18 protein-coding genes are annotated in these 17,762 nt (G+C 72.4%); 9 read left to right on the top strand and 9 right to left on the bottom strand.

What is annotated here, in order from left to right; all coding sequences use genetic code 11:
- Positions 1–80: 80 nt before the first annotated feature.
- The gene (locus B5557_RS21990) at positions 81–893 is read right to left on the bottom strand and encodes an alpha/beta fold hydrolase (protein ID WP_079661080.1); all 813 of its coding nucleotides are present in this window, start codon (positions 891–893) and stop codon (positions 81–83) included.
- An 82-nt stretch (positions 894–975) separates the two neighbouring features.
- Between B5557_RS21990 and B5557_RS21985 the strand changes: the two genes are divergently transcribed.
- Complete coding sequence (locus tag B5557_RS21985) at positions 976–2,322, top strand: aminotransferase-like domain-containing protein (protein WP_079661079.1); 1,347 nt, start codon at positions 976–978, stop codon at positions 2,320–2,322.
- Here B5557_RS21985 and B5557_RS21980 read toward each other — a convergent pair.
- Together B5557_RS21980 and B5557_RS21975 are read right to left on the bottom strand one after the other, a co-directional pair.
- Complete coding sequence (locus B5557_RS21980; protein ID WP_079661078.1) at positions 2,219–3,139, bottom strand: hypothetical protein; 921 nt, start codon at positions 3,137–3,139, stop codon at positions 2,219–2,221. The genes B5557_RS21985 and B5557_RS21980 overlap by 104 nt on opposite strands.
- Before the next feature lie 358 nt (positions 3,140–3,497).
- Entirely contained in the window at positions 3,498–3,941 is a 444-nt protein-coding gene (locus B5557_RS21975) for a hypothetical protein (protein ID WP_079661077.1), read from the bottom strand.
- A 210-nt stretch (positions 3,942–4,151) separates the two neighbouring features.
- Between B5557_RS21975 and B5557_RS21970 the strand changes: the two genes are divergently transcribed.
- A complete protein-coding gene (locus tag B5557_RS21970; protein ID WP_079664929.1) occupies positions 4,152–5,489 on the top strand; it encodes a hypothetical protein in 1,338 nt (445 codons plus the stop codon).
- A 200-nt stretch (positions 5,490–5,689) separates the two neighbouring features.
- Here the strand turns inward: B5557_RS21970 and B5557_RS21965 are convergent, their stop codons facing one another.
- The gene (locus tag B5557_RS21965) at positions 5,690–6,484 is read right to left on the bottom strand and encodes an NPP1 family protein (protein WP_079661076.1); all 795 of its coding nucleotides are present in this window, start codon (positions 6,482–6,484) and stop codon (positions 5,690–5,692) included.
- Positions 6,485–6,711: 227 nt separating this feature from the next.
- Positions 6,712–6,951 carry a hypothetical protein gene (locus B5557_RS21960; RefSeq protein WP_079661075.1) on the bottom strand — a complete coding sequence of 80 codons (240 nt, stop codon included), beginning with the start codon at positions 6,949–6,951 and terminating at the stop codon, positions 6,712–6,714.
- A 162-nt stretch (positions 6,952–7,113) separates the two neighbouring features.
- On the opposite strand from B5557_RS21960, the gene B5557_RS21955 reads away from it, so the two are divergent.
- Together B5557_RS21955 and B5557_RS21950 are read left to right on the top strand one after the other, a co-directional pair.
- Entirely contained in the window at positions 7,114–8,457 is a 1,344-nt protein-coding gene (locus tag B5557_RS21955) for a helix-turn-helix domain-containing protein (RefSeq protein ID WP_079661074.1), read from the top strand.
- Positions 8,458–8,486: 29 nt separating this feature from the next.
- Complete coding sequence (locus B5557_RS21950; RefSeq protein ID WP_079661073.1) at positions 8,487–8,930, top strand: nuclear transport factor 2 family protein; 444 nt, start codon at positions 8,487–8,489, stop codon at positions 8,928–8,930.
- Between the two features lie 35 nt (positions 8,931–8,965).
- Here B5557_RS21950 and B5557_RS21945 read toward each other — a convergent pair whose 3' ends face one another.
- Positions 8,966–9,253, bottom strand: coding sequence for a hypothetical protein (locus B5557_RS21945; protein WP_079661072.1), 288 nt, complete (start codon positions 9,251–9,253; stop codon positions 8,966–8,968).
- 303 nt (positions 9,254–9,556) lie between these two features.
- Between B5557_RS21945 and B5557_RS21940 the strand changes: the two genes are divergently transcribed.
- From B5557_RS21940 to B5557_RS21930, 3 genes are all read left to right on the top strand, one after another.
- Complete coding sequence (locus B5557_RS21940) at positions 9,557–11,095, top strand: MFS transporter (RefSeq protein ID WP_231975997.1); 1,539 nt, start codon at positions 9,557–9,559, stop codon at positions 11,093–11,095.
- A 59-nt stretch (positions 11,096–11,154) separates the two neighbouring features.
- A complete protein-coding gene (locus B5557_RS21935) occupies positions 11,155–11,322 on the top strand; it encodes a hypothetical protein (RefSeq protein ID WP_159424417.1) in 168 nt (55 codons plus the stop codon).
- An 83-nt stretch (positions 11,323–11,405) separates the two neighbouring features.
- Positions 11,406–12,185, top strand: coding sequence for a GAF and ANTAR domain-containing protein (locus B5557_RS21930; protein WP_079661069.1), 780 nt, complete (start codon positions 11,406–11,408; stop codon positions 12,183–12,185).
- A gap of 68 nt (positions 12,186–12,253) precedes the next feature.
- On the opposite strand, the gene B5557_RS21925 is transcribed toward B5557_RS21930, so the two are convergent.
- Complete coding sequence (locus tag B5557_RS21925; protein WP_173877715.1) at positions 12,254–13,075, bottom strand: hypothetical protein; 822 nt, start codon at positions 13,073–13,075, stop codon at positions 12,254–12,256.
- 301 nt (positions 13,076–13,376) lie between these two features.
- Here B5557_RS21925 and B5557_RS21920 point away from each other — a divergent pair, with 301 nt between their 5' ends.
- Positions 13,377–14,339, top strand: a complete 963-nt coding sequence (locus B5557_RS21920) for a nucleoside hydrolase (protein ID WP_079664927.1) — start codon at positions 13,377–13,379, stop codon at positions 14,337–14,339.
- Positions 14,340–14,372: 33 nt separating this feature from the next.
- Here B5557_RS21920 and B5557_RS21915 read toward each other — a convergent pair whose 3' ends face one another.
- Both B5557_RS21915 and B5557_RS21910 read right to left on the bottom strand, forming a co-directional pair.
- Complete coding sequence (locus tag B5557_RS21915; protein ID WP_079661068.1) at positions 14,373–14,729, bottom strand: nuclear transport factor 2 family protein; 357 nt, start codon at positions 14,727–14,729, stop codon at positions 14,373–14,375.
- A 106-nt stretch (positions 14,730–14,835) separates the two neighbouring features.
- On the bottom strand, positions 14,836–15,804 hold the full coding sequence (locus B5557_RS21910) for an LAETG motif-containing sortase-dependent surface protein (RefSeq protein ID WP_079661067.1): 969 nt from the start codon (positions 15,802–15,804) through the stop codon (positions 14,836–14,838).
- 250 nt (positions 15,805–16,054) lie between these two features.
- On the opposite strand from B5557_RS21910, the gene B5557_RS21905 reads away from it, so the two are divergent.
- Complete coding sequence (locus tag B5557_RS21905; RefSeq protein ID WP_079661066.1) at positions 16,055–17,701, top strand: glycoside hydrolase family 13 protein; 1,647 nt, start codon at positions 16,055–16,057, stop codon at positions 17,699–17,701.
- Positions 17,702–17,762 lie beyond the last annotated feature (61 nt).

The raw sequence follows: 17,762 nt of genomic DNA, 5'->3' as shown, positions 1-17,762 counted from the left end.
CCTCCTGCTCCCTCCCGCCCCCTCCTGTTCCATCCTGTTCCATTCCACGACGGTCCGATGAGGGCAGGGTCCAGGACGGTCTACGACGCGTCGACCCGGGCCAGGAAAGCCGTCAGCGCCTCGTTGAACTCCCGCGGCCGCTCCAGGTTGGGCATGTGGGCCGCGCGTTCGATGATGTGCAGTGCGGAGTCGGGGAGGGCCGCGTGCATGGCCCGCGCGTCCGCCACGGGGGTGTACTCGTCGTCCGCGCCGACCACGACCAGCGACGGGACCGTGACGCGGGTCAGCAGGTCCCGGTAGTCGGGGCGTTCGGCGCGGCCGCGCAGGGCAGCCGCCGCGCCCTCGGGGGGCGTCGCTGTCATCATGCCGTGGACGTGGGCCTTGACGGCGGGGGCCGCGTAGGGGGCGACCATCTTTTCCAGGACCTCGTCGGCGTAGCCGCGCATGCCCTCGGCCAGGAGGCGGTCGGCCATCTCGTTGCGGATGCGCCGGCCGCCGGGGGTCTCCGGCTCCGGGAAGGTGTCGGCGAGGACCAGGCCGCGGATCCGGTCGCCGAAGCGGGCGTAGCACTCCATGGCGATCTGGCCGCCCATCGACAGTCCGGCCAGGACGAAGGCGTCCACCTTCAGGTCGTCGAGCAACTCCTCGATGTCCTGGGCGAAGCGGGAGAGGAGGGTGATGCCGGGGACGACCGGGGAGGCACCGTAGCCGCGCAGGTCGGGGGCGATCACCCGGCGGGTGGCGGAGAACGCCTCGATCTGCGGGGTCCACATCGTGCGGTCGAAGGGATGGCCGTGGATGAGGACCAGGGGCACCGTCGTCCGGGAGACGGCCGGATCCATGGAGGATGTGCCTTTGTCCTCATATGCGAGGGATGCGGAGAAGGGGGGCATGTGATCGACCTTAGGGTCGGCCCGCATCTCGGTGCAATGAGATCTTTGCTCTCGGTGCAATGTCAGGGGAGGGCGCGTTCACGTGCAGGACTACCGGTCCATCGCCGACCGCATAGCGGGCGACATAGCCGCCGGGCGGCTGCGCCCCGGACAACAGCTCCCGCCACAGCGGTGGTTCGCGCGACGGCATCGCATCGCGCCGTCGACGGCCGGGCGGGTCTACGGCGAACTCGTGCGGCGGGGGCTGGTGGTGGGCGAGGTAGGCCGGGGGACGTTCGTGCGGGCCGCGCCGGCCGTCGCGCAGGGGCGGGCGCTCGTCGAGACGGCCGCCACCGACTCCCCCGTCAACCTGGAGCTCAACTACCCGTCCGTGACGGGGCAGTCGGAGTTGATCGCGACCTCCCTCGCGCTGCTGCTGCGCGGGGACGCGCTGACCGAGAGCATGCGGCCCGGTGCCGCCGACGGGACCGCCGCCGCCCGTACGGCCGCCGCCGACCTGCTCGCGCTTCCCGGGTGGCGGCCCGCGCCCGGCCAGGTCCTCTTCACCGGCAACGCCCGTCAGGCCATCGCCGCCGCCCTCGCGTCCCTGGTACGGCCGGGCGGCCGGGTCGGGGTGGAGGAGCTGACGTATCCGCTGGTCAAGGAGATCGCCGGGCGGTTGGGGGTGGTGTTGGTGCCGGTCGCGGGGGACGCGGAGGGAGTGCGGGTCGACGCGCTCGCCGCCGCCCATCGCGCCGCTCCGCTGTCCGCTCTCTATCTCCAGCCCGCCCTCCACAACCCGACCTCCTTGCGCATGAGCGAGGAGCGGCGACTGCAACTGGGCTTCTGTGTCAGCGAGTTGGAGATCCCGGTCGTGGAGGATCGCATCTGGTCCTTTCTGCACCCGGAGGCCGTTCCGCTTGCCGTGCACGCGCCCGGGCTCGTCCATGTCGTCGACGGGCTGTCCAAGCGGGTCGCGCCGGGGCTGACCGTCGGCTTTCTCGTCGTACCGGAGCGGCGGGTGGCGGCCGTGGCGGGTGCGGTGCGGTCCGGGGGATGGAGTGCGGGGCGGTTCGCGGTGGAGGCGGCCGTGCGGTGGGCGGCGGACGGGGTGGTGCGGCGGCTCGTCGAGGAGAAGCGGGCGGATGCCGTACGGCGGCAGCGGATCCTCGCCGAGCAGCTCGCGGGGTTCACGGTGCGGACCGACCCGAGCGCCTATTTCGCCTGGTGGGAGTTGCCCGCACCATGGCGCGCCGACATCTTCACGGCCGCTGCCGCCGCGCACGGCATCGCCGTCACGCCGGGGACCGCGTTCGCCGTCGACCCGCATCGCACCCCGGACGCGGTCAGGCTCGGACTCGGGTCGGCTCCGGAGGGGGAGTTGGCGTGGGCGCTGCGGGTCCTCGCCGGCGTCGCAGCAGCCGGGCCACCGGCGAGTGCGGGTGGGTGAGCCAGGTCGCCGCCGCCACGGTCAGGCCCACGGCGAGCAGGATCCAGGAGGCCGTGCGCAGGGTGGCGGTGAGGGCGTCGTAGACGGCGGCCGCGGCGGGGCGGTGGGCCGCGTCGGGAAGGCCGGCGATGGTGAGGTGCCGGCCGATGGCGACGGCCAGGCCCAGGAACGCGCCGCCCAGGGCCGTGCCGAGGGCCGTCGCCGTGATCGCCCGACGGCGGACGGCCGCCACCGCGATACCGGCCACCGCGAATACGACGGCCGCCAGCGGCAGCCAGAAACCGGCTACGTCGAGCACGTGGTAGCCCTTCCGGAGTGCGACCAGTTCGTCGGGCGGGAGGAGCGCGACATGGGTGTGCTCCACCGGGACGCTGTCGGCGAACGGCATGTGGTCTGCGGTGAGTTGCCGCTTGAGAGGGGTCGTCACGGCGGCGAGGTCCATGGTCACCGGGTGGGTGTCGCGGTCGGCGCTGTCGTCGTTCAGCGCCCTCATCACCGCCGTGTGCGCGGCCTCGTTGCCCGCGTCCCACGCGGTGCGGTAGGCGCGGGTCTCGGTGAAGGAGCGCACGGCGTCGCGGATGAACAGCCGGTTCGGGCCGTCCTCGACGCCGGCTTCGCGGGCCACGCCGTCGCCCAGCGTGTCCACGACCGCGTCGCGCACGGCCGGGTCGGAGGCCAGCGGCCCCATCGTGGTGACATACCGGCCGGTGTCCGTCAGGTCGTACGCCGCCCAGGCCGCCAGCGTGCCGAACGGCGCGAGGAGGCAGGACACCGCGATCAGGACGGCCGAGGCGGCGGTCCGCAGGCTTGGGGACACGACACCAGGCAACGGGGTGGGGACGGGGCGCGCGAGCGGGGCGGGGCCACTTGAGTGGCCCGCTCTCGTGGCCCGCATGAGTGGTCCGCGAATGGCAGGCCCTTCGGCTCCTCCGGTGGAGGGATCACCCGAACGGGTGTTTCCTGGTGGTGGGGAGACAGAGACCGCTCAACGGAGGCCGCTCATACGCACGGGGGTTGGACCTCGTCGGGTGACCGGGACTGGATGCCGGTCGGCCGGCGAGTGGAGGGATGAGGGAACGCAAGAGCCCCGGCCACCATGCCGGGGCTCTTGTGGGTCCCCTGACGTCCTTCTTGTGCGTCCCTCTTGCCGGTGCGTCAGCGGATGCGCGTGCGCGTCAGCGGATGCGGTGTCCCTCCGCGTCCTCGCGCGTGTAGTAGCGGTAGAACAGCGTCGCGAAGACGACCGCCGAGACGGCCAGTGCCATGCCCGTCGAGCGCAGGACCGACGCGCCGGTCTCGCTGTACATGAAACCGAAGGCGCAGCCCGCGAACGCCGTCCACAGCAGGGCGTGCAGTTCGCGCCGCATGTGCGGGGCCAGGGCGTGGATGCCCATGTACAGCCCCGCGAACACGATCGCGCTCACGAAGCCGAGCAGGACGTTCCAGCCGGTGATGGGGCCGCCCGAGCGGTTGTTGGCCGCGACCCAGTAGCCGTAGACGAGTCCGAGCGTGCCGGGGACCGCCCACTGGGCGATCCGGTGGGTCCGTTCGCCGAAGACGTCCGGCGTCCTTGTCCCGGTGGGCGTCTCCATGCTTGACGCGGGTGCCGCATGAGCCATGAGAGGACTCCTCTCTCTCCTCGCCCCTGCCTTCCAGGGCACACCTGGGCGTGGACGGTGGCAAGTCGGATGCAGAGGGTTGTGACACGCGGTGTGCGGAGAGTCTCAGCAAGCGCCTCTTGAGGCCCCCCTTTGCAGCAGCAGCGGTTACGGTGCTGACGTACGCGATCGAGAGGGGAGGGGACCGTGGGGACCGTGCAGGAGGGGACCATGCCAGGAACCGTGCTGCTGCTGGCGGCCTCGCCCGCGGGCAAGGGGTGTCTGGTGGACGCGGCCTCCGTGCTCCCCGTGCTGGCGGCCGTGCCGCCCTCGGTGCTGGCCGGCACCGACACCGCGAACGTCGTCGAGCTCGCCGATCCGCTGGAGCCGCAGGCCGTGCTCACGCGGCTGCGGGCCGCCGCGGCCGCGCCCGGCCCGCTGACGTTGTTCGTCGCCGGGCAGCTGCAACTCGACCGGCGGCAGCGGCTGCCGCATCTGGCGCTGGCCCGTACGACGCCCTCGACCGTGCGGTACACGGCGTTGCCGTGGCACTGGTTGCGGGAGGAGCTGCGCTTGCGGGCGGCCGGGACGACGACGGTCGTGCTCGATCTGCGGGCGGACGCGGAGGTGTGGGAGTGGCTGCGCGGGAACGTGCTGGACTGCGGGGTCGGGGTCGCCCTGTACGGGCGGGTGGCACAGCCGCCTGCGCGGGGCCGCCGGACTGTCGCCTCGCCCTCGTACATGAAGGCCGTCGCGACGATACTGCGCAGCGGCGGACGGCCTGAGCTGGAGCAACTGCACCAGATGGCCCTGTCCCGAATCGGAGGCGAGGGCGAAACCGGCGACCTACTGCTGTACACCCCCGCCACCCCTGCCGTAGCCCCCGGCGTTCCGGCCACGCCCGCCGCACCCGCCAGCCCTGCGGTCCCCGGTGCCTCTGCTGTCCCCGGCGCCTCTGCCGTGCCCGGCGCGCCTGCCGTGCCCGGCGCGCCTGCTGTCCCCGGCGCGCCTGCTGTCCCCGGTGCCTCCGCCGTGCCCGGCGTCCCCGCCTCTCCTGCCCGGTTCCGTTCCCCGGCGGCTGTCGTCCCCGGGCCCGCGGTTCGGTCCGGAGGGGAGCGGCCTCGCACTTCTTCGGACGGGGCGGAGGGTGATCCGCACGCTCGTATTTCCGCTGCCGTTCAGGCTGGGCGGCATGTGGATGCTGATGCGATTGCCGCGCGGTGGGAGCAGGTCGCTGCCGTCGAGCATGGGGGCGGGTCGGAGGAGGCTTTGCACTGGGCCGAGGTGCGGGCGGATCTGGCGATGTTCGCGGGGGACGCCGAGCGCAGTTGCCGTACGTGGATGGCGGTGGCCGTGGCTCGGCTGGAGGCCGGGCAGTCGGTCGACGCGCCTGCTGTGGAGGCGGCCGTGGACCGGGCGCACCACCAGTGGGGGCGGATCGGCGCCGCCGAGCGCGCCCGTGAGCTGGGGCCGGAGCTCGCGGAGCTGCGGGCCCGGGTGCCCGGTCGCCGGGAGGGCGCGCTGGACCACGTCCAGCAGCAGTTGCGGCAGTTGCAGACCCAGGGGTGACGCCGGACGCCGCCGTTTCAACGGGTTGGTCTCTCCCGTTGCGAAGTGGGGTCCGTCCGCACACCAGGGGATCCGGCGTGACGACACCGAGATTCGCAACGGGAGAGTTGATTGACAGCCCTCTCCATCAGGGCAATCAATGTTTCTGCGGTGTCTCAGCCGCAGGTGTCTCAGGCGTAGGGGTCTCAGGCGTAGGGGTCTCAGGCGTAGGGGTCGAACGTGATGCCGCTCGGCTTGGCCTTGTTCAGGTGATCGGCGAACTTGGAGTCCTGGAGGGGGAGATTCGCGTTGCCCCAGTCGGAGGCGTTCAGCTTGTCGCGCAGGCCTGCCGCCATGTTGTCCCAGGTGATCAGGTTCTCCTGGTGCCAGGCGCCGGTGTCGTTCTCCGGGGTCTCGCCCCACTTGGCGAAGCGGAAGGCGTGGGTGGACGCGCCGTCCTTGTGGTAGACGGCCTCGACGCGCTGCCCGCTCATCGGGACGTCGGCGATCGGGTGGGTGCTGAAGCCGCCGTGGGCGGAGGCGGACAGGTAGGACGGGGTGTCCGCGCCCTGCTTGACCCAGACGACCATGCACTCCCAGTCGTGGCGGTGCCCGATGCCCGGGGAGGCCTCGTCCTTCTCGAAGTAGCTGGCGTAGATGATCCCGCACCAGCCGTTGTTGCACTTGGCCCGCGAGTAGGTGTTGGCCTTGCCGAGGTGGCCGCCGCGGCATTCGCCGGTGATGGGGCCGGTCGGCTTGAGGCCGCCGTTGAGGTTGCCGCTCGGGTCGATCGCGGCGGCCGGGTAGCAGCTGTCCGAGTCGTAGTCGTAGACCGGCTCGAAGTTCTTCTGGAACGCGGTCGCGTTCTCGGGCAGGTTCTGCAGCACGCCGGCGGAGGCGCTGCCGGTCAGGCCGACGGCGAGGGCGGCGGCGCTGCCGGCGACGGCGGCGGCTCGGGCGAGGCGGTGGGGCACGGGGGGCTCCAGTCGACGAAGGACTCGTCCCGGACATGACATCCAGGCGCCCGAAGACTGGCAGTCCGAAGGCGCTGGAGAAAGGCTTTTCTACGAACTCGCGTGGGCTTTTCGCCGAACTGATCAAGAGAACCCGTGAGCCGCAGCCGGCCATGACGGAAGCGCCCCGAAGACCGCCCCGAAGACCGCGTCGAAGACCGCGTCGAAGCGGGCGCCCTCGGCGACGGCCAGGACGAAGAACATCGGCGCACCGGCGCCCTGCGCCGCGCTCAGCTCCGCGAGCCCCCGGACGCCGGAAGCGTCCCGCCCGCCCCGGACGCGCCCGCCCCGGACGCGCCCGCCCCGGACACGCCCGCGTCGGACGCCCTTTCCTTCTCCGGCACCCGCTCGACGGACACCTTCGGGGACGTCGGTGTGGTGCCGGTGGCTCTGGCCGGGCCCACGTTGGCCGCGGTGATCAGCGCCGCGATGGTCAGCAGGGCGGCCGCTACGGCCCTGACATAGGGCACGGAAGGGCGTGCGGATGTGCTTCCGGGCACGGCGACCTCGCAACGTCGGCGACTGCGAAACTCACGTCAGCCAGCTATTAAGCGTGCTTAACTCGCTGTTTAACCTAGGGGCTGAGATAGTCCAACGGCAAGAGGGTCAAGGGGAGTTGGGAGAGCCGGGGCGTGGCAGAGCGGGACGAGCCCGAGGTCGTCGGGCGCCGGGTGCAGCGGCTGCGCATCGAACGGGGCCTGACGCAGCGGCAGTTGGCCGAGCCGACGTACACCCCGGCCTACATCTCCACGCTGGAGGCCGGCCGGGTGCGGCCCTCCGACGAGGCGCTCAAGTACATCGCCGAACGGCTCGGCGTCGACTTCGAGGAGCTCGCCACCGGCCGGCCCGCCCGCCTGGTCACCGATCTGCGGCTCCGGCTCACCGAAGCACAGCGGGCGCTGGCCACCGGGGAGGCCGAGGACGCGGCCCGGCAGTACACGGACCTGCTCGCGGAGGCGGAGGAGCACGGGCTGGCCGAGGAGCAGGCCACCGCGCTGCTCGGGCTCGGGGAGTGCGGGATCGACACGGGTGACCTGGACGCCGCCCGCCGCTTCTTCGAACGCGCCGAGGACGCTCTCGCCGACGCCCCGCTGCCCGCCCGCGTCCCCGCCCTGCGCGGACGTGCCGTCGCCCACTACCTCGCCGGTGAACTCCGGTACGCGGTCTACCTGTTGGAGTCCACCCTCGACGAGCTCAACCGGGGCGGGCTGCACGACCCCGACGCACTGCTGCTGCTCTACGCCTCCGTCATCGGCCCGTACATGGACATGGGCGCGCAGGCCCGCGCCGCGCAGGCCGCCGAGTTCGCCCTCGCCCTCGCGCCCCAGGTCGGCGACCCCGCCCTGGTCGCTCGTATGCACCGGTCCGTGGCCCGGACCCTCCTCGCCGAGGGCCGCCTCACGGAGGCCGACGCCTCACTGGCGAAGGCCGCCGAGCTCTACCGTCAGCTCCAGCTCCGTACCGAGCTGGCCAACTGCCACTGGATGCGCGGCTACGTCTACGCGCAGAACGGCGAACTGGAGCTCGCGGAAGGCGAGTTGAAGGCGGCCCAGGCCATGCTGTCGGCGCAGCGCGCCGCCCTCTACAGCAGCCAGGTCGCCGTCGAACTGGCCGATGTCCTGCATCGCAGGGGCAGGTCGCAGGAGGCCGCGGCGCTGCTGCACGACGTCCTCGGGGAGCTGACGCCGGAGCGCGGCGCGGTGCACGCTGCGGGAGCGCACCGGCTGCTCGGCATCATCGCCGAGGACACGCGGGACACGGACGCTGCGGAGGAGCACTATGTGCGGGCGCTCAGCCTCCTGGAGCGCGCGGGCGCGGCGGGCGACCTGGCCGACCTGTGCCGCCTGCTCGGCGACCTGCTGCGCCGCACGGGCCGCGTCGAGGCCGCCCTGGACGCCTACCGCACCGGCCTCGGCCACCGCACGGCCCCGGGCACGACGACTTTGGGCCCGGCCCCGGCGCAACCTCCGCTGTAGCCGCCTGTCCGCAACTCTCGGGAGATCATGTGAGTCTCAGTCCGCGCGAGGTGTTTCTCCAGCTTGTCCATGGGGTCGCCGGGGGAAAGTTCGACGATCTGCCCGACCTGTACGGCGAGGTCACCGACGTCCGCCACCCGATGGCGACGCCGGAGTCCGAGCCGTTGACGAGTCGGCGCGCGCTCCAGGAACACTTCACGGTGCCGCCGGAAGCCCGGGCGTCCCTCCCGAAGAGACGGGTCGTCGACGTCGTCGTCCACGAGACCGCTGACCCGGAGGTGATCGTCGCCGAGTTCGCCTACGAGTTCACACGGCCGGACGACTCCACGGCCAAGGTGCCCTGCGTCTTCGTCATGCGGGTCCGGGACGGTCGGATCATCGAGTCACGCGACTACATCGACCCGATCCGCACGTACACGGCACGCGGAGACCTCGACCGCCTCATCACGTCGTTGCACCAGAACGCCTCGTAGGCGGACGGGCGGACCGCCTTCGGGGCGAACCGAGCTCAGCCAAGACCCCGATGGGCGGCCCACAACGTCCCGGCGCGGCCGGCGGCTTCGGCGACCAGGGCCGCCAGTTCGGGTTTGTCGGGGACGGGGAACGAGACGTATGCGCCCCGACCGCCGCTGACCGGCCGGCCGTAGGCCTTGGCGGCGAGGCGACCGTCCGGGAGAAGCCGGACGTTGAGAGTGGTCAGTGTGAACGTCTCCCCGCGTCGAGTGTCCGTCCAGCGGAGCTCCTGCGGGACCGTGACGTTGATGGCCAGAGCGCTTATCTCCAGGTCGCTGCTCATCGACGGATGATCTCACGCGAGTCCGGTGCCCGCAGGATGCGGTCCGCCGGGCAGGCAGTGAAGCGATGCTGGTCACACGTAGGGTAGTTATCACGTCGCGTAGAGTGATGGAGTATGCAAATCGGTACCGCTCCAGATCACAAAATCTGCTTCGCCGCCCCGCAGCGCCCGGCGGGTGCGCGGTTCACCCGCCGCCGGTTCAGCCCTTTCAGCACGTGAGGATGCCGTCCCCGTATGCCCCCTCGACCCGCAGAGCTGACCCGAGCAGCAATCGAGCTTGATCAACCCGCACGCCGGGTTGTCATGTGCGTCGTGTGTTTCGCACTCATGCTCGTCACCGCGTCGATGTCCGCGCTGAACCTGGCCCTCCCCGACATCGGCCTCGATCTGTCAGCTTCCCTGAGCTCTCTGACCTGGATCGTTGACAGCTATACCGTCGCTCTGGCGGGGCTGGTGCTTCCGCTGGGGGCCCTGGGCGACCGGGTCGGCCGCCGTGTCGTACTGATCTTCGGGACCGTCGTCTTCGGCGGCGCCGCTCTGGCCGCGGCGGAGTCGTCCAGCACCACCGCGCTGATCGTGTGGCGCGCGGTGATGGGCTTGGGAGCCGCGATGATGATGCCGCAGACGCTGGCGACCATCACCGCCGTCTTCCCTCCCGGCCGGCGCGGCAAGGCGGTGGCGATCTGGTCCGGCTGCGCGGCAGCCGGCTCGATCCTCGGCATGCTGGCCTCCGGAGGCCTGCTGGAGTTGTTCTCCTGGCGGTCGATCTTCGTGGCCGGCGGGTTCGCCGCCGGGGCCACGGTCCTCGCGACCGCCCTGCGGGTTCCGGAGTCGAGAGACACCGCCGCCCCCCGGTTCGATGGTGCCGGAGCCGTCTGTACCGCCCTTGCTCCCGGAGCGTTGGTGTACGCGCTCATCGCGGGCAGCGACGAAGGCTGGCGCACGCCGCCCGTGATCGTCGCGCTGGCCGTCGCTCTGGTAGCCGGTACCGCCTATGTGCTTGTGGGGCTGCGCACCAGCAAGCCCCTGCTCGATCCGCGTCTGTTCCGCATCCGTGACTTCTCCTCGGGCAGCGTGGCACTCACGGTGCAGTTCATGGTGCTCTTCGGCTTCTACTTCGTCGGCCTGCAGTACCTGCGGCTCATCCTCGGCTACGGCCCGCTGAAGTCCGCTGTCGCTCTGGTCCCCGTGGCGCTCGTCGTCGTTCCGATCTCCCTTGCCGTCCCTGTCCTCGTCCAGCGGATCGGCATGCGGGCGGTGCTGGTGAGCGGCCTGGCGCTGCTCGGTTCCGGCCTGGTCGTCCTGTCGATGCTGACGGCCGCTTCGGGATATCTCCCCTTCCTCGGCAGCCTCGTGCTGGCGGGATTCGGCATCGGCCTGACCGGCACCACCGGAACATCGGCGATCACCGACTCCCTGCCGGACGGCCAGCAGGGTGTGGCATCAGCCGTGAACGACGCAACCCGCGAGGTCGGTGCTGCCATCGGCATCGCGCTCATGGGGTCCGTCTTCGGGAGCGCCTATCGGTCGGCGCTCACCGTGAACCTCGACCAACTCCCCGACGCCGCCGAGGCGGTGCGGGGCTCTCCGGTTGCCGGTTTGCAGGTCGCGGAGCGCCTCGGCCCCCAGGGGGCTGCGCTCGCCGACGACGTCCGGGACGCATTCATGAGCGGAATGTCCGCAGCGGTCGTGGCGGTGGCTGTCGTCACCGGTGCGGCGGTCTGTTACCTCGCCACGGGCAGAACGCCGCGGACATCCAGCCAGGCCGCGCCCGGCTCCTGCCCGGGTGACGAAGCGGGCGATCCCGCCAAGTCTCCACCCGCCCACAGCCGTCGCCGGTGACGGAGAGCGCCGGCTCACAGGTGTACGAGAGCGTTCAGGTTCTTGTGACCGATACCCGGTTGGCTGAGCGAGAGCCAGCCGTGGCCGGGCTGCTCGTGCTCCCCGCGCTCGCGCTGCTCCTGTTCCCGCCTCCCGCCCTCGGCTCCTACAGCGCCGGCCGTGAGGCCGCCCAGCGGGCCGCGCAGGGCGTCGGGGCGCAGCCCGCGGACCCGTACGAGCAGCCGTAGGAGCCTTGGCGGATACCGGTTTCCCCGGCGGGCGGGGGGTACCCGGCGGCCACAGGATGTGAGCGGGCCCGTGGACGGAGGCGATGGCCGTGGGCGACCAGGAGCGGAAACGGGTCGCAGACGTCATCTCCCTGGAGCTACGCGGGGCCGGTCCGCAGGACGTGCCGCAGAGGCTGTGCGAGGCGGTGCTGAAGTTGCTGCCGGTGAGCGGCGCGAGCGTGTCGCTGGTCGGTGACGGGATGCCCGTACCGCTGGGGGCGAGCGGCGGACGGGCCGCGTATGTGATGGAGATGCAGGTGAGCCTCGGGGACGGCCCCTGTCTGGAGGCCGCGGAGACCGGTTCGGTGGTCGTCGCCCCGGACCTGACCTCGGACCGGGACGCCGTCCGCTGGCCGGTGTACGCCCAGCAGGCGGCTGCCGCCGGGGTGCGGTCGGTGTACGCGCTGCCCCTGGGCGACCGCGCGGTGTGCGTGGGCACCCTCGACCTGTACCGGGACGTCCCCGGCGAGCTCGCCGGGGACGAGGTCCGCACGGCGCGGATGGTGGCGGACGTGGTGACGGCGGCGCTGGTGGCCCTGCCGTGGGCCGGACGGAGCGGCGGCGAGGGCGGCGAAGGCGGAGCGGACGGCCCGGACGGTGGGGGCGCTGCCGACGGCGCGGGCTTCTGGCTGAGTCCGCTGGCCACCGACCACGGCGAGGTGTACCGGGCCGTCGGCATGGTCATGGCGCAGCTCGGCGTCGCCGCGGACGAGGCGCTGGCACGGCTGCGGGGCCAGGCCTTCGCGAAGGGCCGGTCGGTGCTGGAGCTGGCCCACGAGGTGGTCGCCCAGCGGACCCGCTTCGACGACGACTCGACCGTCTGAGCCGCGGTCGTCATACGCGCCCGTCTCCTGGACCTGCCTGTCCCCTGGACCAGCCCGTCTCCCGTTTCTCAGACCTGCACCTTCCCCTGCTTCCTGACGTCCGCCAGCCGCCGTACGCCGAGCTGGACGGCCGCCTGGGTCGCCGCGTTCGGGGCGTCGGCGAGGCCGCCGTTGGTGAGGGCGAAGGCGTCCTCGCCGGCGCGGACGGCGGCCACGTCCAGGGTGAGGACGGTCGGATCGCCGCCGGGGTTCTCCTCGGCCGTCGCCCAGACCGTCAGGGTCACGCGCAGGCCCTGGCGGACGTCGCCCACCTTCGGCAGCGCCAGGTCGGAGACCTGCACGTCCAGCACGGTGTCGCCGGTGGCCTTGGCCGCGAACCGGGCGCACGTCCGCGGCATCGTCTTCAGCCAGGCCAGCGTGCGGTCCACGGCTGCCGGGCTGTTGCCGGTGAGCTGGTAGCGGAGCTGGGCCCCGGTGTCGGGGTCGTCGAGTCCGACGACCGCGCGGGCGGGTCCGCCGAGCAGTTCGTCGGTGTAGAGGGCGTCCAGGAGCTTCTGGCAGGCGGGGGTGGAGGTGGTCGCCTTGAGCATCCCGTCCCGCCAGGTGGCCGCGCCGCGCGTGGGGATCCAGGGCGCGCCGAGGTCGGTGTCGGTGATGAGAGCGGCGTGCGCCTGCGTCTCGGTGAGGCCGGGGGCGGTGGCCGGCCCGGTGGGTTTGGCCGACGTCCGCGCGACGGTGGGGATGGCGGGGGCGGCGGTCGGCGGGTGCTCCAGACCGAGGGTGGCGCAGCCGGCGGCGACGGCGGCGACGGTGCCGAGGAGGAGGGTGGAGGCCAGGACGGTACGACCACGGGTACGGCGACGGGTACGACCACGGCTACGACGGGCCATCGGGGGTGCCTCCAGGAGTACGCGCGGGGATGCCGGGGCGCGGGGGTGCGGGGGGTGCCTCCCTTCACGGCAACACCGCCGCCACGGCGCGACCAGCGCGGCGGGCCGTACGGGTTACCGGCGTTGCTGCGGGCGGGTGGCGGGTGGCGGGTGGCGGGTGGCGGGCGCGGGTGGCCGGGCGCGGGTGGCCGGCTTGCGGGGCTCGACCTCGGCGACGGGTGGCGGCCCGTGGTGCCGGGGTGTGGGAAGGGGACGCGCCCGCATAGGGTCGGGAACGACCGTGGTGCGGAAGGAGTATCAGGTGACCGAGCAGCCCATTCCCGTGATCATCGACTGCGACACGGGTGTCGACGACGCCCTCGCCCTGCTGTTCGCCGTCCGCCATCCCGGCCTGGACGTGCGGGCGGTGACCTGTGTGGCCGGCAACACGGACGTGGACGGCGTGGTCCGCAACACGCTGACCGTGCTGGAGCACGCGGGCGCCGGGGACATCCCGGTCGCCCGGGGCGCCGAGCGCCCGCTGATCGAACCGGTCCGCGTGGCCCGGCATGTGCACGGGGAGGACGGCATGGGGGACCTGGGCCTGCCCGCGCCGACCCGCAGGCCGGTGGACGTCGACGCGGTGACGTTGCTGCGCCGCGAGATCCTCGCCTCCCCGCGCCCGGTGACGCTGATCCCCACCGCGCCGCTGACGAACATCGCGCTGCTGCTGCGTACGCACCCGGAGGTGGTCCGCAACATCGAGCGGATCGTGTTCATGGGCGGCGCGGTGACGACCGGGAACGCCACGCCGGTCGCGGAGTTCAACGTGTGGCACGACCCGGAGGCGGCGGCGGTCCTGCTCACCGCCGGGGTGCCGATCACGATGTACGGCCTGGACGTCTTCAAGCGGGTCCTGGTCCCGGCGGCGGACGTGGCACGGCTGCGGGCGAGCGGCGAGCCCCGCCTGCGCCTCGCGGGCGACCTCCTCGCCCACCGCGACCCGGCCACCTCCGGCGACCCCACCCCCACCGGAGGCCTCGGCGACGCGGGCGCGGTCTGCGCGGTCGCCGACCCGGCGGGCCTGACCACCGAGCTCCTCCCGGTCGAGGTCTCCCTCGCCCCCGGCCCGGCCCGCGGCCAGACGATCGTCGACCGCCGCCCACGCCCCGGCGAGGCCGAGATCCACGAGGGCGTACGCGAACAGCCCCGCGTGGACGTGGCGTTGGACGTGGACGTGGAGCGCTACGTGAAGCTGTGGCTGACGACGGTCGAGGGCCCCTAGGACACGTAGTGGGCGGTGAGCCGGTGCACCGGCTCACACCTGGCCGCCGAAGAAGACCTGCACCTCCCGGATGAGGCCGTCCCGGACGGTGATCGCCTCGACGTTGCGGTGTCTGGCGCCCGTGGCGAGTACGTACTCGTAGTACGCGAAGACCAGTTCCGCGTCTGCCGGGGTGACCCGCAGCAGCCGCTGCTCCGTCATCCGGTCGGCCGTCGGGAAGCAGCGCTCGAAGAACGCGGCCTTGTCGATGTGGTCGTCGTAGGGGCTGGTGAAGGTGAAGTCGTCGGCGTACAGCGGCAGGGCCGCGTCGCGGTCCTGGGCCCTGTAGTGACGGAATGCGGCCTCGACGACGTCTTCCGGCCCGCCTGAAACGCGGTGGGTGTCGGCCATGCGGCCACCGTAGCGCCCTCTCAGCCTGTCCGGCGATTGAGGACGAGGCCCTTCAAAGGCCGAACGGGGGTCTGGGGGCAGAGCCCCCGGACCCCCGACGCGCGTGTCAGCCGCGCAGCGCCTTCCGGCGGCGGGTCGCGACGACGATGGCCGCGCCGCCCGCCAGCAGGGCGGCGGCCCCACCCGCGATCAACGGAGTGTTGCTGCTGGCGCCGGTCTCCGCGAGGCCGCCGCCGCCGCCGTTCGGCGTGGCCGCCGGCGGGGCGGTCGACTCGGACGCGGACGGCGACGGCGTGCCCGACTCCGACTCCGACGCGGACGGCGACGGCGACGCGGACGTGCTCGTGGACGGCGACTGCGACGGCTCCGTCGGCTGCGACGGCGACGGGGAGGACGGCGTCGACGGCGTTCCGCCACCGCCGGCCGGCGGGGACGACGGCGGCTGCTCGGTGACCGTGCAGTCCTTCGTGCCGCCGTTCCAGGCCGCGATCAGCTTGTCCTTGATGACCGGGTGGTCCGGCCCCTTGGGCAGGTCCCCGTGGACGAAGCCGTCCTTCGCGTCGAGCTTGCCGTCGAACTTGACCGCGCCCCGGTAGAGGTCGATCTGCGCGTAGCAGCCGGCGTCGGGCACGGCGATGTCGAGGGTGTCGGTCTGCCCCGGCTTGACCGTCACGCTGTCGAAGTCGACGAAGACCTGCTCGCCCGAGGTGGCGAAGCTGGCGCCGTGGGCGAGGTAGGAGGCGAGGGAGGCGGTGCAGGTGGAGGCGTCGCCGGCGGCGCGGACCGTGATGTGGACCTTGCCGTCCTTGCTGGGCTTGAGATTCTGGTCGTCGACGCGGACGGAGTCGAAGAACTTCGTGCCGTCGAGCGAGAACTGGCAGCGGTCGGTGCCTGTCTCGGTGCCCGCGCCGGTACCCGGCTGGTACTGGCCGCCGGACTTCCAGCCGTCGCCGCCGGGCGTCCCGGTGCCGGCGAAGGCCCCGGAGGCGGCGGCGACGGAGGCGGCGCACAGGGTGAGCGAAGCGGCGCCCGTCCCCACCAGGCGGCGTACGGTGACACGTCTCGCTATCGACATGTGATTCCCATCTTGGCGAGTGCCAGGGCTGGTCGGTCGGATCCGATTGGTCAGATCAGAAGAAACACGTGGCCCGCCGGTCACGGGCGCCACGATGTGGCCCCATCGTCGTGTGGACGCCAGATCGCTGTCAACCTGCTCCAAACGCAGTCGAGTTCAAATCTTCGTCACATTTTCCCCGCGTACGGAATGATCTGTTCCGAATGGTCCGGGTGTTCGCCTTCCCGGCAATCTGGACAGTCATCTCCCCATGACCGACTTCTCCTCCCACAATCCTGACTGGTGGCGTCAGGCCGTCGTCTACCAGGTCTATCCGCGCAGCTTCGCGGACGCCGACGGCGACGGCCTCGGTGACCTGCGCGGTGTCACCGACCGACTGCCCCACCTGGCCGCCCTGGGCGTGGACGCCCTCTGGCTCTCGCCGTTCTATCCGTCCGAGCTGGCCGACGGCGGCTACGACGTCGCCGACTACCGGGACGTCGATCCGCGGCTGGGCACTCTCGCCGACTTCGACGCCCTCGCCGCCGAGGCCCACCGGCTCGGCCTGAAGGTGATCGTCGACCTCGTGCCGAACCACACCTCCCACCGGCATGTCTGGTTCCAGGAGGCGCTGGCCGCCGGCCCCGGCTCCCCGGCCCGCGACCGCTATGTCTTCCGGGACGGACGCGGCCCGGGCGGTGAACTCCCGCCCACCGACTGGCAGTCGGTCTTCGGCGGCAGCGCCTGGCAGCGCGTCCCCGACGGCCAGTGGTACCTGCACCTCTTCACGCGCGAGCAGCCCGACCTCAACTGGGACCACGAGGAGGTCCGCGAGGACTTCCGCACCACACTGCGCTTCTGGTCCGACCGGGGCGTCGACGGCTTCCGCGTCGACGTCGCCCACGCCCTGGCCAAGGATCTCGCCGACCCCCTGCGCGACCTGGGCGACCCCGAACTCAGCGGCGAGCAGGCCCTCGTACACCTTCCGCCCGGCACCCATCCCTTCTACGACCGCGACGAGGTCCATGAGATCTACCGTGACTGGCGCCGCGTCCTCGACTCCTACAGCCCGCCCCGCACGGCCGTCGCCGAGGCCTGGGTCCCGGGCGCCCGCCGCGCGCTGTACGCCCGCCCGGACGAACTCAACCAGGCCTTAAACTTCGAGTACCTACAGGCGAGTTGGGACGCGGAACAGATCCGGGCGGTCATCGCGGACTCCCTCGCCACCGCCCGGGCCGTCGGCGCCTCGGCGACCTGGGTCCTGTCCAACCACGACGTCGTCCGGCACCCCTCCCGCCTCATGCTCCCGCCGGACACGGACCAGAACGCCTGGCTCCTCTCCGACGGCCGCGCCCCGCATGTCGACGAGAGCGCCGGCCTGCGCCGGGCCCGCGCGGCGACACTGCTGATGCTGGCGCTGCCGGGTTCGTCGTACGTCTACCAGGGCGAGGAGTTGGGTCTGCCCGAGGTCGCCGACCTGCCCGTGGAGGTGCTGCAGGATCCGCTGTGGGAGCAGACGGGCCGCGCGAGCAAGGGCCGCGACGGGTGCCGGGTGCCGCTGCCGTGGACGACGACGGGGCCGTCGTACGGCTTCGGCGCGGCCGGCGCGTGGCTGCCGCAGCCGCCGTACTTCGCACGGTACGCCGTCCAGGCACAGGACGGCGTGGAGGGCTCCACGCTGGAGCTCTACCGCACGGCTTTGCGGCTGCGCCGCAAGCTGCTGGAGGGCGAGGAGCTCACCTGGGCGCTCGAAACCCCGCCGGGCGTGCTGTCCTTCGCGCGCTGCGACGGCTGGCGCTGCGTGACGAACCTGTCGGACGAGCCGGTGCCACTGCCGCCGGGGGAGGTGCTGCTGAGCAGCGCACCGCTGGCCGACGACGGACGACTCGCCCCGGACACGACGGCCTGGCTTGCCTAGGACCTGTCCGGGGAAAGGGTCTCGCCCCCGGCCGGTGTCGGCCGCGCCTCGCGAACTGGAA

Source organism: Streptomyces sp. 3214.6, assembly GCF_900129855.1.
Taxonomy (GTDB): domain Bacteria; phylum Actinomycetota; class Actinomycetes; order Streptomycetales; family Streptomycetaceae; genus Streptomyces; species Streptomyces soliscabiei.
The sequence above is the reverse complement of the archived record's forward strand: the minus strand, read 5'-3'. Positions and strand labels throughout refer to the sequence as shown.

Excerpts from the sequence above, each read along its gene's own strand:
- B5557_RS21930 (WP_079661069.1), top strand. The coding sequence starts at position 11,406 with ATGGCCGTGGGCGACCAGGAGCGGAAACGGGTCGCAGACGTCATCTCC.
- B5557_RS21915 (WP_079661068.1), bottom strand. The coding sequence starts at position 14,729 with ATGGCCGACACCCACCGCGTTTCAGGCGGGCCGGAAGACGTCGTCGAG.
- B5557_RS21965 (WP_079661076.1), bottom strand. The coding sequence starts at position 6,484 with ATGTCATGTCCGGGACGAGTCCTTCGTCGACTGGAGCCCCCCGTGCCC.
- B5557_RS21910 (WP_079661067.1), bottom strand. The coding sequence starts at position 15,804 with ATGTCGATAGCGAGACGTGTCACCGTACGCCGCCTGGTGGGGACGGGC.
- B5557_RS21975 (WP_079661077.1), bottom strand. The coding sequence starts at position 3,941 with ATGGCTCATGCGGCACCCGCGTCAAGCATGGAGACGCCCACCGGGACA.
- B5557_RS21945 (WP_079661072.1), bottom strand. The coding sequence starts at position 9,253 with ATGAGCAGCGACCTGGAGATAAGCGCTCTGGCCATCAACGTCACGGTC.
- B5557_RS21925 (WP_173877715.1), bottom strand. The coding sequence starts at position 13,075 with ATGGCCCGTCGTAGCCGTGGTCGTACCCGTCGCCGTACCCGTGGTCGT.
- B5557_RS21990 (WP_079661080.1), bottom strand. The coding sequence starts at position 893 with ATGCCCCCCTTCTCCGCATCCCTCGCATATGAGGACAAAGGCACATCC.
- B5557_RS21905 (WP_079661066.1), top strand. The coding sequence starts at position 16,055 with ATGACCGACTTCTCCTCCCACAATCCTGACTGGTGGCGTCAGGCCGTC.
- B5557_RS21940 (WP_231975997.1), top strand. The coding sequence starts at position 9,557 with ATGTGCGTCGTGTGTTTCGCACTCATGCTCGTCACCGCGTCGATGTCC.
- B5557_RS21970 (WP_079664929.1), top strand. The coding sequence starts at position 4,152 with ATGCCAGGAACCGTGCTGCTGCTGGCGGCCTCGCCCGCGGGCAAGGGG.